Source organism: Pseudomonas sessilinigenes, assembly GCF_003850565.1.
Lineage (GTDB): Bacteria > Pseudomonadota > Gammaproteobacteria > Pseudomonadales > Pseudomonadaceae > Aquipseudomonas > Aquipseudomonas sessilinigenes.
This window is the reverse complement of the sequence record NZ_CP027706.1, coordinates 468,916-481,511: the sequence shown is the minus strand read 5'-3', so window position 1 is coordinate 481,511 and position 12,596 is coordinate 468,916. Positions and strand designations below refer to the sequence as shown.

The 12,596-nt window shown below is 62.7% G+C and carries 15 protein-coding genes and 1 pseudogene; 13 read left to right on the top strand and 3 right to left on the bottom strand.

Annotation, left to right across the window (positions count from 1 at the left end; genetic code table 11):
- Positions 1-84: 84 nt before the first annotated feature.
- The 3 genes from phaZ to C4K39_RS02165 all read left to right on the top strand — a co-directional run bounded on the left by phaZ (position 85) and on the right by C4K39_RS02165 (position 3,418).
- Positions 85-945 (top strand): poly(3-hydroxyalkanoate) depolymerase, encoded by an 861-nt coding sequence (phaZ, locus tag C4K39_RS02175; protein ID WP_068576316.1) that lies wholly within the window; start codon positions 85-87, stop codon positions 943-945.
- A 108-nt stretch (positions 946-1,053) separates the two neighbouring features.
- Positions 1,054-2,736 (top strand): class II poly(R)-hydroxyalkanoic acid synthase, encoded by a 1,683-nt coding sequence (gene phaC / locus C4K39_RS02170; RefSeq protein WP_124345558.1) that lies wholly within the window; start codon positions 1,054-1,056, stop codon positions 2,734-2,736.
- Positions 2,737-2,797: 61 nt separating this feature from the next.
- Positions 2,798-3,418 carry a TetR/AcrR family transcriptional regulator gene (locus tag C4K39_RS02165; protein WP_068589298.1) on the top strand — a complete coding sequence of 207 codons (621 nt, stop codon included), beginning with the start codon at positions 2,798-2,800 and terminating at the stop codon, positions 3,416-3,418.
- Positions 3,419-3,487: 69 nt separating this feature from the next.
- On the opposite strand, the gene C4K39_RS02160 is transcribed toward C4K39_RS02165, so the two are convergent.
- The 3 genes from C4K39_RS02160 to C4K39_RS02150 all read right to left on the bottom strand — a co-directional run bounded on the left by C4K39_RS02160 (position 3,488) and on the right by C4K39_RS02150 (position 5,241).
- The gene (locus C4K39_RS02160) at positions 3,488-4,330 is read right to left on the bottom strand and encodes a phasin family protein (RefSeq protein WP_124345557.1); all 843 of its coding nucleotides are present in this window, start codon (positions 4,328-4,330) and stop codon (positions 3,488-3,490) included.
- 10 nt (positions 4,331-4,340) lie between these two features.
- The gene (locus C4K39_RS02155; RefSeq protein ID WP_083235673.1) at positions 4,341-4,763 is read right to left on the bottom strand and encodes a phasin family protein; all 423 of its coding nucleotides are present in this window, start codon (positions 4,761-4,763) and stop codon (positions 4,341-4,343) included.
- Between the two features lie 202 nt (positions 4,764-4,965).
- Complete coding sequence (locus tag C4K39_RS02150) at positions 4,966-5,241, bottom strand: polyhydroxyalkanoic acid system family protein (RefSeq protein WP_068589307.1); 276 nt, start codon at positions 5,239-5,241, stop codon at positions 4,966-4,968.
- 155 nt (positions 5,242-5,396) lie between these two features.
- Between C4K39_RS02150 and ubiE the strand changes: the two genes are divergently transcribed.
- The 10 genes and pseudogenes from ubiE to C4K39_RS32110 all read left to right on the top strand — a co-directional run.
- Positions 5,397-6,167, top strand: a complete 771-nt coding sequence (gene ubiE / locus C4K39_RS02145; RefSeq protein ID WP_068589310.1) for a bifunctional demethylmenaquinone methyltransferase/2-methoxy-6-polyprenyl-1,4-benzoquinol methylase UbiE — start codon at positions 5,397-5,399, stop codon at positions 6,165-6,167.
- Positions 6,167-6,790, top strand: a complete 624-nt coding sequence (locus C4K39_RS02140; protein ID WP_068589313.1) for a ubiquinone biosynthesis accessory factor UbiJ — start codon at positions 6,167-6,169, stop codon at positions 6,788-6,790. Before ubiE ends, C4K39_RS02140 begins: the two co-directional genes overlap by 1 nt.
- Positions 6,787-8,391 carry a ubiquinone biosynthesis regulatory protein kinase UbiB gene (gene ubiB, locus C4K39_RS02135; protein WP_124345556.1) on the top strand — a complete coding sequence of 535 codons (1,605 nt, stop codon included), beginning with the start codon at positions 6,787-6,789 and terminating at the stop codon, positions 8,389-8,391. The genes C4K39_RS02140 and ubiB overlap by 4 nt, the downstream gene beginning before the upstream one ends.
- Before the next feature lie 80 nt (positions 8,392-8,471).
- Positions 8,472-8,864, top strand: coding sequence for a phosphoribosyl-AMP cyclohydrolase (hisI, locus tag C4K39_RS02130; RefSeq protein ID WP_068589318.1), 393 nt, complete (start codon positions 8,472-8,474; stop codon positions 8,862-8,864).
- 1 nt (position 8,865) lies between these two features.
- Positions 8,866-9,198, top strand: coding sequence for a phosphoribosyl-ATP diphosphatase (locus C4K39_RS02125; protein ID WP_068589321.1), 333 nt, complete (start codon positions 8,866-8,868; stop codon positions 9,196-9,198).
- Between the two features lie 25 nt (positions 9,199-9,223).
- The gene (locus C4K39_RS02120; protein ID WP_068589324.1) at positions 9,224-9,505 is read left to right on the top strand and encodes a twin-arginine translocase TatA/TatE family subunit; all 282 of its coding nucleotides are present in this window, start codon (positions 9,224-9,226) and stop codon (positions 9,503-9,505) included.
- Positions 9,506-9,515: 10 nt separating this feature from the next.
- Positions 9,516-9,926: a Sec-independent protein translocase protein TatB gene (gene tatB, locus C4K39_RS02115; RefSeq protein ID WP_124345555.1), complete on the top strand. Its 411-nt coding sequence runs from the start codon at positions 9,516-9,518 to the stop codon at positions 9,924-9,926.
- On the top strand, positions 9,923-10,717 hold the full coding sequence (tatC, locus tag C4K39_RS02110) for a twin-arginine translocase subunit TatC (RefSeq protein ID WP_068589331.1): 795 nt from the start codon (positions 9,923-9,925) through the stop codon (positions 10,715-10,717). The genes tatB and tatC overlap by 4 nt, the downstream gene beginning before the upstream one ends.
- The gene (locus tag C4K39_RS02105) at positions 10,714-11,421 is read left to right on the top strand and encodes a 16S rRNA (uracil(1498)-N(3))-methyltransferase (protein WP_068589334.1); all 708 of its coding nucleotides are present in this window, start codon (positions 10,714-10,716) and stop codon (positions 11,419-11,421) included. The genes tatC and C4K39_RS02105 overlap by 4 nt, the downstream gene beginning before the upstream one ends.
- A 136-nt stretch (positions 11,422-11,557) precedes the next feature.
- Positions 11,558-12,571, top strand: a pseudogene (locus C4K39_RS32110) (methyl-accepting chemotaxis protein); the annotation flags it as partial.
- Between the last annotated feature and the right edge of the window lie 25 nt (positions 12,572-12,596).

Below are 12,596 nucleotides of genomic sequence, written 5' to 3'. Positions count from 1 at the left end.
ATTCTTGATATGAGGCCTGGCCTCGGGAAATCCGGAGCGCGCCAGCAAGGGCGTCTCCAACGGTTCAATTCACAGGGCTACGGCATGCCACACTCTTTCATCTTCCGTACCGTCGACCTGGATGGCCAGACCATCCGCACCGCGGTACGTCCCGGCAAGCCTCACTTGACGCCATTGCTGATCTTCAACGGCATCGGCGCCAACCTGGAGCTGGTGTTCCCCTTCGTCCAGGCCCTGGACCCGGACCTGGAAGTCATCGCTTTCGACGTGCCCGGTGTCGGCGGCTCATCGACACCGAGCCGGCCCTACCGTTTTCCGGGCCTGGCCAAGCTCACCGCGCGCATGCTCGACTACCTCGACTATGGCCAGGTCAATGCCGTCGGCGTGTCCTGGGGCGGGGCCCTGGCCCAGCAGTTCGCCTACGACTACCCCGAGCGTTGCAAGAAGCTGGTACTGGCAGCCACCGCCGCCGGCGCCTTCATGGTTCCCGGCAAACCCAAGGTGCTGTGGATGATGGCCAGCCCACGGCGCTACGTGCAGCCTTCCCACGTCATGCGTATTGCACCGTTGATCTACGGCGGGGCCTTCCGCCGTGACCCGAACCTGGCGGCCGAACATGCGGCGAAGGTGCGTTCGGCCGGCAAGCTGGGCTACTACTGGCAACTATTCGCCGGAGTGGGCTGGACCAGCATCCACTGGCTGCACAAGATCCACCAGCCGACCCTGGTGCTGGCCGGCGACGACGACCCGCTGATTCCCCTGATCAACATGCGCATGCTCGCCTGGCGCATCCCCAACGCCCAGTTGCACATCATCGACGACGGCCATCTGTTCCTCATCACCCGGGCCGAGGCCGTCGCCCCGATCATCATGAAGTTCCTCCAGGAGGAGCGGCAGCGGGCAGTGATGCATCCGCACCCGTTGCCAGTACACCCGGCCAAATAAAAGAGCTCTGTCGACAGGACCGTCGCGCGCAGGAAGGGCCAGGACCGACTATGTTATCTGTCTTGAATTGGTCTGCTTGTTGGTGGTTTGACGAAGGAGTGTTGACTCATGCAAGACAAGCCTGCGCAGGGTGCGCTGCCCTCCCCTGCAACCTATATCACGGCACAAAGCGCGATTACCGGCTTGCGCGGCCGTGACCTGCTTTCCACCTTGCGCAGCGTCGCGGCCCATAGCCTGCGCAACCCATTGCACAGCGTCCGCCACACCCTGGCCCTGGGCAATCAGTTGGGTCGGGTACTCCTGGGCGAGACCCTGCACAAACCCAACCCCAAGGACAACCGCTTCACCGACCCGGCCTGGAGCCTCAACCCCTTCTACAAGCGCGGATTGCAGGCCTACCTGAGCTGGCAGACACAGGTCCGGAACTGGATCGACGACAGTGGCATGGACGAGGACGACCGGGCTCGTGCGCACTTCGCCTTCTCCCTGTTCAACGATGCCGTGTCTCCCTCCAATACCCTGCTCAACCCGCTGGCCATCAAGGAGATCTTCAACACCGGCGGCAACAGCGTGGTGCGCGGTATCGGCAACCTGGTGGATGACCTGCTGCACAACAACGGGCTGCCCAACCAGGTGACCAGGCACGCCTTCGAAGTCGGCAGGAACCTGGCCGTTACCCCAGGTTCGGTGGTGTTTCGCAATGAACTGCTGGAACTGATCCAGTACCGCCCCATGAGCGAGAAGCAGTACGCCAAGCCGCTGTTGATCGTGCCGCCGCAGGTCAACAAGTACTACATCTTCGACCTCAGCCCGACCAACAGCTTCGTCCAGTACGCGCTGAAGAACGGCCTGCAGGTGTTCATGGTCAGCTGGCGCAACCCGGATGTACGGCACCGCGAGTGGGGGCTGTCGAGCTATGTCGAAGCGGCCGAGGAAGCCCTGAATGCCGCGCGCTCCATCAGCGGCAGCCGCGAGGTCAACCTGGTGGGCGCCTGCGCCGGGGGCCTGACCATTGCCGCCTTGCAGGGCCACCTGCAGGCCAAGCGGCAGTTGCGCCGGGTGTCCAGCGCGACCTATCTGGTGAGCCTGCTGGACAGCCAGCTGGACAGCCCGGCGACCCTGTTCGCCGACGAGAAGACCCTGGAGGCCGCCAAGCGCCGCTCCTACCAACAGGGCGTCCTGGACGGTCGTGACATGGCCAAGGTATTCGCCTGGATGCGGCCCAACGACCTGATCTGGAACTACTGGATCAACAACTACCTGCTGGGCAAGGAGCCGCCGGTGTTCGACATCCTCTACTGGAACAACGACAGCACCCGGCTGCCGGCCGCCCTGCACGGCGACCTGCTGGACTTCTTCAAGCACAACCCGTTGAGCCATGTCGGGGGGCTGGAGGTGTGCGGGACCCCGATCGACCTGCAGAAAGTCACCGTGGACAGCTTCAGCGTGGCCGGGATCAACGATCACATTACCCCCTGGGATGCGGTCTATCGCTCGACCCTGCTGCTGGGTGGCGAGCGACGCTTCGTGCTGTCCAACAGCGGACACGTCCAGAGCATCCTCAATCCACCCGGCAACCCCAAGGCCAATTATGTGGAGAACCCCAAGCTGAGCAGCGACCCGCGAGCCTGGTACTACGATGCCGAGCATGTCGACGGCAGTTGGTGGGGCCAATGGCTGGCCTGGGTCCAGGCACGTTCGGGAACGCAGCGCGAATCCCTGGCCACATTGGGCAACCAGAAGTACCCCCCCATGGAAGATGCCCCTGGCACCTACGTACGCGTGCGCTGAAACGCCTTGCCCTTCGGCTCCAGAGCGGAGCCGCCCCTAAACGGACCGACAAGAAGTCAGGATGAAGACCCGCGACCGGATACTCGAATGTGCCCTGCAGTTGTTCAACCAGAAGGGCGAGCCCAACGTCTCCACCATGGAGGTAGCCAATGAAATGGGGATCAGCCCCGGCAACCTCTACTACCACTTCCACGGCAAGGAGCCATTGGTACTCGGCCTGTTCGAACGCTTCCAGAGCGAACTGACGCCGCTGCTGGACCCGCCGTCCAACGCACAACTGGAGGCGGAAGACTACTGGCTGTTCCTGCACCTGATCGTCGAGCGCCTGGCCCACTACCGCTTCCTGTTCCAGGACTTGTCCAACCTGGCCGGGCGCCTGCCAAAGCTGGCCAAGGGCATTCGCAACCTGCTCAACGCCCTCAAGCGTACGCTCGCCTCGCTGCTGGCCCGGCTCAAGACCATGGGGCAGTTGGTCAGTGGCACCCAGGCCCTGGGCCAGTTGGTGGAACAGATCACCATGACCTTGCTGTTCTCCCTGGACTACCAGCGGATTCTCGATCGCGAGGGCGAGGTTCGCCTGGTGGTCTACCAGATCATGATGCTGGTCGCCCCGCATCTGTTGCCACCGGCCAAGCTGGCCACGGAACAGATGGCCCTGCGCTACCTGGATGAACAGCAGTAGCCCGGCTTTCTCCCGCCAATAAAAAACGCCCGGTCTTCGCAGGCCGGGCGTTTCTGCATCCTGATGGAATCAGGACTGGCTGCTTGGCGTCGCAGGGGTCGATGTGGCCGCTGGAGTTACCGCTGGAGCCGGTGCGGCAACGGAGTTCGCCGAACTGGCCGATACCACTGGCGCTGCCGCGGCGGGCTTGGCCGCGACCGCAGGTTTGGCAGCGGGCTTCTTGGCAACAGGCTTTTTCGCCGCAGCCGGCTTCGCAGCGGGTTTGGCGGCAGGCTTGGCTGCTGCCGGTTTTGCTGCCGGTTTTGCCGCAGGCTTGGCGGCGGGCTTTGCTGCAACCGGCTTGGCTGCTGGCTTGGCCGCGGGCTTGGCGGCTGCGGTCTTGGCTGCAGGCTTGGCAGCAGGTTTCGCAGCCGCCTTGACTGCTGGTTTGGCTGCAGGCTTGGCCAGGGGTTTGGCCGCGGGCTTGGCGGCTGCGGGCTTGGCCGCGACCGGCGCAACCTTGGCACCTGTGAGCTTCTCGATCTGCTTGGTCAAGGTATCGACCTTGTCATGCAGCGCCTTCACTTCATTGCGGCTCGGGACGCCCAGGCGCGAAATAGCGCTGTTCAGGCGCTTGTCGAAAGCCCCTTCCAGCTCATCCCACTTGCCCAGGGCACGGTCCTTGACGTCGCTGATTCGCGACTTGGCCGAGTTCGCGGAATCTTTGGCGGCATCGACTTTCTTGCCGACTACATTCTTGGTCAGCTTCTCGGCTTTCTCGCCATCCTTGACCAAGGATTCGAAAAGCTTGCTGCCGTCAGAGTCGATTTTCGAGTACACGCCTAAACCAGCAAGCCAAATTTTACGGGAGTACTCTTCGACTTTCCCGATCCACGAGCTGCCTTCTTTTTCAGTATTCTTTTTACCAGCCATCCCGTTCTCCTTAATGTTTACGCGCGACACGTTCGAGCAATGCAGTCAGCTCATCGAGCTTAGCAGAGAGTGTCTCAACGTCATGTTTAGACGGAATGCCGATGCGATTCAAGGCACTGGCGACGCGCGTATCAAAAGCCTTCTCGACTTTATCCAACTGCACTTCGACCCGGCCTTTAAGCGTGCTGACATCCCCCTTGACGCTATCTATCTGACTATTGGCCGCTTCAAGTTGTTCAGTGACAGCTTTTTTGCCTTTCTTTTCAACGGATTGACCTGCCTTGATCAACTCCTGAAAGTAATCGCTGCCTTCCTGGCCGACTTTGGCGTAGGCGCCCAGACCAGCCAGCCAGATCTTGCGGGCATAGGATTTGACTTCGCTCAGAGCAGTCGATCGAACATCAACTTTTTTCTTCAGAATTACTTTGGTCATGGTGCACCTCACGCGCAGAAGGTTTGAGGAACTGCCCTCGACAAGAGGGCTTGAGGCACAACCTAGAGAGAAAAATTAGAATCGGCACCCTAACGAATGCAATAAAACCCTGCGCGCAGGTTCCGCCAGTCAATCGGCGGGCGATGCTCCCCGGGCACCCTTGCAGTGCCCGGGCACGCCGTCACCGGCGCAGGCAAAGGACTCAGGCCAGGGCCTTGTCCAAGGCCTTTTCGATCTCCGCCTTGATGGTGCCGCTCATGGCCGACATCAACATGCCCAGTTCCACATCGATGCGAATCGACTCATCGCCCACATGCACCGCGCCCTTGACCCCGGAGCGCTTGAGATTCAGCGTATCCCCCGCCCACTGCGGTTGCAGGCCGTACTGATCGGCAAGTTTCTGCGCCAGTTTATCGGCCTTCTCACGGGCAACCTGCTTACCCAGGCCATGGGCACGTTCAACACTAATACGGGCCATCTAAGGACTCCTGCTGTTTCGGGACTTGCCTGAAACATCTTGACCCTATGTGCGTCAAAACGTCCCGGCGGATGGCTATCTTACATTCAGGCTTGCCAAGACAAAGACCGCCACCGGCATTAGAATGTCCCGCATTCTCTTTTGGTGACAGCGATATGACTGACCAGCGCAAAGGCAGCGATGCCGAACCCACCACTCACTTCGGCTTCAAGAACGTTCCCGAGAGCCAGAAAGCGGAAAAAGTCGCCGAGGTATTCCACTCGGTAGCGGCCAAGTACGACCTGATGAACGACGTGCTGTCCGGTGGCATGCACCGCCTGTGGAAGCGCTTCACGATCGAGCTGTCGGGCGTTCGCCCCGGCAACCGCGTGCTGGACATCGCCGGCGGCACCGGCGACCTGACCAAGCGTTTCTCCCACCTGGTAGGCCCTACCGGCCAGGTCGTCCTGGCAGATATCAACGAGTCCATGCTCAAGGTCGGTCGCGACCGCCTGCTGGACCTGGGCGTGGCCGGCAACGTCGAGTTCGTCCAGGCCGATGCCGAAAAACTGCCCTTCCCGGACAACCACTTCGACTGCGTGACCATCGCCTTCGGCCTGCGCAACGTGACTCACAAGGAAGACGCCCTGCGCTCGATGCTGCGGGTGCTCAAGCCCGGCGGCCGGCTGCTGGTCCTGGAGTTCTCCAAGCCGACCAACGCACTGATGTCCAAGGTCTACGATGCCTATTCGTTCGCCTTCATGCCGCTGGCCGGCAAGCTGATCACCAACGACTCGGAAAGCTACCGCTACCTGGCCGAATCGATCCGCATGCACCCGAACCAGGAAACCCTGAAGTCGATGATGGTCGAGGCCGGTTTCGATCGCGTGACCTATCACAACATGACCGCAGGCATCGTCGCCCTGCACCGCGGCATCAAGCCCTGATGCTGCTCAGCGGCCTGCTCGCCAGCGTCGAGACCGGCATCAACCGGATGCTGCGCCTGGACAGCACGGCCTTGCCGCGCCTGCAGCACCTGACCGGCAAAGTGATCGCCGTGGACTGCCAGGGCCCGGCGCTGCAGCTGTTCATCCTGCCCAGCGATGAAGGCCTCATGTTGGCCTCGCGCTGGGCCACCGATCCTGACTGCACCCTGCGTGCACCGGCCTCGAGCCTGGTGCGCCTGGCCCTGAGCAAGGACAAGACCGGTGTGCTGCACAGCCCGCAGGTCGAGCTGGAAGGTGATAGTGGCGTGCTGCTGGACCTGGCGGCCATTCTCCAGGACCTCGAGCTGGACTGGGAGTACGAACTCTCGCGCTGGCTCGGCCCGGTGGCGACCCAGCTGTTCAGTGGCCACGTGCGCAGTCGCGCACGCTGGTACCAGCAGGGATTCGCCAGCCTCAACCAGAACCTCGCCGAATTCCTCGCCGAAGAGTCGCGGACCCTGGTGGGTCAGCGCGAAGCCGAGGCACGCTTTCGCGAGCTGGACCAGGCCAAACTCGACCTGGAACGCCTAGAGGCGCGCTTCGAGCGCCTTTCCCGATCCCTTGACCCAAGCGATAACGCATGAAGCTGCTTGCCGTCCGCCGTCTGTTGCGCATCCAGCGCGTCGTGATCCGCTACCGCCTCGATGACCTGCTGTTTGCCCTGCCCCTGCCCTGGTTCCTCCTGGCCCTGCGCTTCGCCCTGCCGTGGCGTTGGTTCCCACGCAAGCCACTGGAGCTGAGCCGAGGCGCACGCCTGCGCCTGGCGTTGCAGGACCTGGGGCCGATCTTCATCAAGTTCGGGCAGATCCTCTCCACCCGCCGTGACCTGTTGCCGGAAGACATCGCCGACGAGCTGATGCTGCTGCAGGACCGGGTGCCGCCGTTCGACTCGAAAAAATCCGTGGCCCTGATCGAAGAACAGCTGGGCAAGAAGATCAGCGACGTGTTCAGCCGCTTCGACATCGAGCCCCTGGCCTCGGCCTCGGTCGCCCAGGTACATGCCGCCAAGCTCAAGACCGGCGAAGAAGTAGTAGTCAAGGTGATCCGTCCGGGCCTCAAGCCGGTCATCGCCCAGGACCTGGCCTGGCTGTTCATACTCGCCCGGGCCGCGGAGAAGGTCTCCGCCGACGCCCGCCTGCTGCACCCGGTGGATGTGGTCAGCGACTACGAGAAGACCATCTACGACGAGCTCGACCTGCTACGCGAGGCGGCCAATGCCAGCCAGCTCAAGCGCAACTTCGAAGGCTCGCCGCTGCTCTACGTCCCCCAGGTCTACTGGGACTGGTGCCGGCCGAAAGTGCTGGTGATGGAGCGCATCTACGGGATCCAGGTCACCGACCTCGCGACCCTGGCCGACCAGCGCACCGACATGAAGATGCTTGCCGAGCGTGGCGTGGAGATTTTCTTCACCCAGGTGTTCCGCGACAGTTTCTTCCACGCCGACATGCACCCGGGCAACATCTTCGTCAGCACCGTACAGCCCTGGAGCCCGCAGTACATCGCCATCGACTGCGGCATCGTCGGCAGCCTCACCCCGGAAGACCAGGACTACCTGGCACGCAACCTGTTCGCCTTCTTCAAACGCGACTACCGCCGCGTGGCCCAACTGCACATCGATTCGGGCTGGGTCCCGGCGGAAACCAAACTCAACGAGTTCGAAGCGGCGATCCGCACGGTTTGCGAACCGATCTTCGAAAAACCGTTGAAGGATATTTCCTTCGGCCAGGTACTGATGCGCCTGTTCCAGACGGCCCGGCGCTTCAACATGGAAGTCCAGCCACAGCTGGTGCTGCTGCAGAAGACCCTGCTCAACATCGAAGGCCTGGGCCGCCAGCTGTACCCGGAACTGGACCTGTGGAACACCGCCCAGCCCTTCCTCGAGCGCTGGATGCGCGAACGTGTGAGCCCCAAGGCCGTACTGGGCAATATCCACAGCCAGATCGAGCAGTTGCCGCACCTGGCCAACATGACCCGCGACCTGCTCGAGCGCATGTCACAGCCCCATGCCGCCGATCCTCCAGCCCCCTGGAAGCGGCGCAAGGACGACTGGTTCCTGCGCCTGCTCGGTACCGCCCACCTGGGCGGCGGCTCGATCCTGGCCGCCGGCGGACCACTGCATGAGTTGGGACACTGGCCGGCTGGCATCATGATTGCGGTGGGCTTGTATCTGATCGTTCGCCGATAGCCAGTGGCGCGACCTGCTGGCAAACTGTCGAAATCGCCGAGGCATCACCAGCAGGTCGAGCCCGGTTGTCGGAGTCGAAAATGAAAGATTGGCTGGACCAGATCAAATGGGACGAGCACGGCCTGGTGCCGGCCATCGCCCAGGATCACAAGACCGGGCGCGTGCTGATGATGGCCTGGATGAACCGTGAAGCCCTGGGCCTGACCGCCGCTGAGCAGCGTGCCATCTACTGGTCACGTTCGCGTGGCAAGCTATGGCGCAAGGGCGAGGAGTCCGGGCATGTGCAGAAGCTGCATGAAATGCGCCTGGACTGCGACGCCGATGTGATCATCCTGATGGTCGAGCAGATCGGCGACATTGCCTGCCATACCGGCCGTCACAGCTGTTTCTACCGCGTCTACGAAGATGGCGAGTGGAAAACCGTCGAACCGGTCCTCAAGGACCCGCACGCGATTTATTCTGCAGGACACTGACATGAGCGATACCCTGACCCGTCTGGCCCAGGTACTGGAGGAGCGCAAGAACGCCGCCGCCGACAGTTCCTACGTGGCCAGCCTGTACCACAAGGGCCTGAACAAGATCCTGGAAAAGGTCGGCGAAGAATCGGTGGAAACCATTATCGCCGCCAAGGACGCCGCCACCAGCGGCGACTGCAGCGATGTGATCTACGAAACGGCTGACCTGTGGTTCCACACCCTGGTCATGCTGGCCCAACTTGGGCAGCATCCCCAGGCCGTACTGGATGAACTGGACCGCCGCTTTGGCCTGTCCGGGCACGTCGAGAAAGCCTCGCGTCCGTCCGCCTGAACAATTTTCTAAGAGGAAACGCAGCATGGGCATTTTTGACTGGAAACACTGGATCGTCATCCTGGTGGTCGTGGTACTGGTATTCGGCACCAAGAAGCTCAAGAACTTGGGCACCGACGTCGGCGAATCGATCAAGGGCTTTCGCAAGGCCATGAACGACGACGAAAAACCGGCCGAACCTGTGGTACCACCGGCTCCGCAAGCTGCCCAGCCAGCCCAGCCACAGCAGGGCGCACCGCTGAACCAGCCGCACACCATCGATGTGCAGGCGCAGAAAGTCGAAGAGCCGACCCGCAAAGACTCGTGAGCACTGACTAATGTTTGGTATCAGCTTCTCTGAACTGCTGCTGGTGGGCCTGGTGGCCCTGCTGGTGCTCGGCCCCGAGCGCCTGCCCGGCGCTGCGCGCACCGCCGGCCTCTGGGTCGGTCGCCTCAAGCGCAGCTTCAACGCGATAAAACAGGAAGTTGAACGTGAGATCGGCGCCGACGAAATCCGTCGGCAGCTGCACAACGAGCACATCCTGTCGCTGGAACAGGAGGCGCGGAAAATCCTCGCCCCGAACCAGCAACAGCCAGCGCCCGTGGAGCCGGTAGCCGAACAGGTCGCAGCGACGCCTGCCACCCCTGCAGGTGAAGCCGCTGCGCCGGCCGAAGCACCTGCGACGTCGACCGCAGAGCCTGCCACTGCGGCTCCCCACGACCCCACTTTGCCGCCGCGAGCACCATGAGCGATATTCCAGAGAACGACCAACACATGCCGCTGGTGTCGCACCTCACCGAGCTGCGGACCCGCCTGCTGCGCTGCGTAGCGGCGATCTTCATCATCTTCGCCGGGTTGTTCGCCTTCACCCAGCAGATCTACACCATCGTCTCCACGCCACTGCGCCAGTACCTGCCAGCAGGCGCGACGATGATCGCCACCGACGTTGCCTCGCCGTTCCTCACGCCGTTGAAGCTGACCATGATGGTCTCGCTGTTCCTGGCGATCCCGGTGATCCTGCACCAGATCTGGGGGTTCATCGCCCCTGGCCTGTACAAGCATGAGAAACGCATCGCCGTGCCGCTGCTGGTGTCGAGCATCCTGCTGTTCTACGTGGGCATGGCGTTCGCCTATTTCCTGGTGTTCCCGCTGATCTTCAAGTTCTTCGCCGCCGCCACTCCGGCCGGTGTGGAAATGATGACCGACATCACCAGCTACCTCGATTTCGTCATGACCCTGTTCTTCGCCTTCGGCGTGGCCTTCGAGATCCCGGTGGCAGTGGTACTGCTGGTGTGGATCGGCGTGGTCAACGTGGAGTACCTGAAGAAGATCCGCCCCTACGTGATCATCGGTTGCTTCGTGGTGGGCATGATCCTCACCCCGCCCGACATCTTCTCCCAGACCTTGCTGGCCGTGCCCATGTGGTTGCTGTTCGAGATCGGCGTGCTGTTTGGCGGGCTGATCAGCAAACGCGACGCACAGTCGGACGATACCCCGGCCGACGACCACAACGACCAGCCGCCAGCGACCCAAGCGTGAACCTGCTGTTGCTCGAGGAGGCCGACTTCATCGCGGCCGACCGTGTGGTGCTGCGCGACCGGCGCCTGGTACATATGCAGGAAGTGCATCGCGTGGCGGTAGGCGACAGCCTGCGGGTGGGCCGTATCGGTGGCTTGATGGGCAGCGCCCAAGTGCTGCGCCTGGAGCCTGCCGAGGCCGAGCTGCAAGTGACCCTGGAGCAAGCGCCACCGGCCAAGCTGCCGCTGACCCTGGTCCTGGCCCTGCCCCGGCCGAAGATGCTGCGCCGAGTGCTGCAGACCGTGGCGGCCATGGGCGTGCCCCGGCTGGTGCTGGTCAACAGCTACCGGGTGGAAAAAAGCTTCTGGCAAACGCCTTTTCTCGAACCCGAAGCCATTCGCCAGCAGTTGGTGCTCGGCCTGGAACAGGCTCGCGACAGCATCCTGCCCGAGGTGGTCATCGAGAAACGCTTCAAGCCCTTCGTCGAGGACCGCCTGCCGGCCCTGAGCGAAGGCACCCTGGGCCTGGTCGGCCATCCCGGCCCGTATCCAGCCTGCCCGCGTAACCTGGACCAGCCGGTGACCCTGGCCATCGGCCCGGAAGGCGGATGGATTCCCTACGAGATCGACCTGCTGGGCAAGACCGGCCTGCAACCGGTGCAACTGGGTGAGCGCATCCTGCGGGTCGAGACCGCCGTCACCGCCCTGCTAGCGCGCCTGTTCTAGAGTCCGCAACACCTCGCAGGCTGCGGCCAGCCTGACTTTTCAGTCGTAGTGGCAACCCGCCAGTCAGTTACAGAAAGCCCTGCTTTCGCCGATAGCCTATGGTTAAGCCCAAATTGCTAAAAAGGGAGTTCACAGCATGTACCGTTGGCTAGCCAGAAACCTGGGGAACGTGAGTGTCAGCCGCAAGCTTGGCATCGGCTTCGGCCTGGTACTGCTCCTGACCCTGCTGATCACCGCCACTGGCTGGAGCGGCCTGGGCCAGGTGATCGAACGCGGCGACAAGCTGGGCAACATCTCTTCGCTCAACGCCATGACCAAGGATCTGCGCATCGCCCGTCTCACCTACGAGATGAACCATGGCGAGCAAGGCCCGGCTGCGGTCAGCGACATGCTCAAGCAGCTCGACGAAGGGCTGCGTGCCGCCCGTGGACAACTGCAGCAACCTGAAAGCATCGCCCTGGTGGACCAGCAACTGGACGCCGTGGCCGGGTACCAGAAAGCCTTTACCGACATGACCCGCGCCACCGCCAGCCGCGAGACCGCGCGCTCCCAGCTCGGCGCCACGGCTGACAACGCCGTGGCTCGAGTGAGCGAGGTCGAGAAATCCCTGCTGCAGGGCGACAGCGTGGCGCAGTTCAACAGCGTCATCGATCTGTCCAAGCTGATCCAGCAAGCGCGCTTCCAGGTGCGCGGCTACACCTACAGCGGCAAGGCCGATGCCAGGCAACCCGCCCTGGATGCCATCGACAATGCCCTGGGCAACCTGGCCAGCCTGCCATCCCGGCTGCCCGAGCAGCACATCGCCAACCTGCAACAGGCCAGCGACTCGCTCAAGGCCTACCGCGTGGCCGTCAGTGCCTTCAGCGACGCCGAACAAGCCAGTGCCGACGCTCTCAAGCGCATGGCGGCCCAGGGCGACCGCCTGATGGACCTGAGCAAGCAACTGACCATCGAACAGACCCACAAGCGCGATGCCGACGCCAGCCAGGCCAGGAGCATGCTGCTGATTGCCACTGTACTGGCCCTGGTTTTCGGCCTGATCGCGGCCTGGGCCATCACCCGGCAGATCGTCCTGCCACTGCAGCAGACTCTGAAGGCCGCCGAGCGCGTGGCATCCGGAGACCTAAGCCAGAACCTGGCGGTGGACCGACGCGACGAATTGGGCCAATTGCAAA

What these genes read in the sequence shown, in the direction of transcription:
- ubiE (WP_068589310.1), top strand. Translation starts at nt 5,397, where the DNA reads ATGACTGACCAGCGCAAAGGCAGCGATGCCGAACCCACCACTCACTTC.
- phaC (WP_124345558.1), top strand. Translation starts at nt 1,054, where the DNA reads ATGCAAGACAAGCCTGCGCAGGGTGCGCTGCCCTCCCCTGCAACCTAT.
- C4K39_RS02120 (WP_068589324.1), top strand. Translation starts at nt 9,224, where the DNA reads ATGGGCATTTTTGACTGGAAACACTGGATCGTCATCCTGGTGGTCGTG.
- tatB (WP_124345555.1), top strand. Translation starts at nt 9,516, where the DNA reads ATGTTTGGTATCAGCTTCTCTGAACTGCTGCTGGTGGGCCTGGTGGCC.
- ubiB (WP_124345556.1), top strand. Translation starts at nt 6,787, where the DNA reads ATGAAGCTGCTTGCCGTCCGCCGTCTGTTGCGCATCCAGCGCGTCGTG.
- C4K39_RS02125 (WP_068589321.1), top strand. Translation starts at nt 8,866, where the DNA reads ATGAGCGATACCCTGACCCGTCTGGCCCAGGTACTGGAGGAGCGCAAG.
- phaZ (WP_068576316.1), top strand. Translation starts at nt 85, where the DNA reads ATGCCACACTCTTTCATCTTCCGTACCGTCGACCTGGATGGCCAGACC.
- tatC (WP_068589331.1), top strand. Translation starts at nt 9,923, where the DNA reads ATGAGCGATATTCCAGAGAACGACCAACACATGCCGCTGGTGTCGCAC.
- C4K39_RS02160 (WP_124345557.1), bottom strand. Translation starts at nt 4,330, where the DNA reads ATGGCTGGTAAAAAGAATACTGAAAAAGAAGGCAGCTCGTGGATCGGG.
- C4K39_RS02165 (WP_068589298.1), top strand. Translation starts at nt 2,798, where the DNA reads ATGAAGACCCGCGACCGGATACTCGAATGTGCCCTGCAGTTGTTCAAC.
- C4K39_RS02155 (WP_083235673.1), bottom strand. Translation starts at nt 4,763, where the DNA reads ATGACCAAAGTAATTCTGAAGAAAAAAGTTGATGTTCGATCGACTGCT.
- C4K39_RS02140 (WP_068589313.1), top strand. Translation starts at nt 6,167, where the DNA reads ATGCTGCTCAGCGGCCTGCTCGCCAGCGTCGAGACCGGCATCAACCGG.
- C4K39_RS02150 (WP_068589307.1), bottom strand. Translation starts at nt 5,241, where the DNA reads ATGGCCCGTATTAGTGTTGAACGTGCCCATGGCCTGGGTAAGCAGGTT.
- hisI (WP_068589318.1), top strand. Translation starts at nt 8,472, where the DNA reads ATGAAAGATTGGCTGGACCAGATCAAATGGGACGAGCACGGCCTGGTG.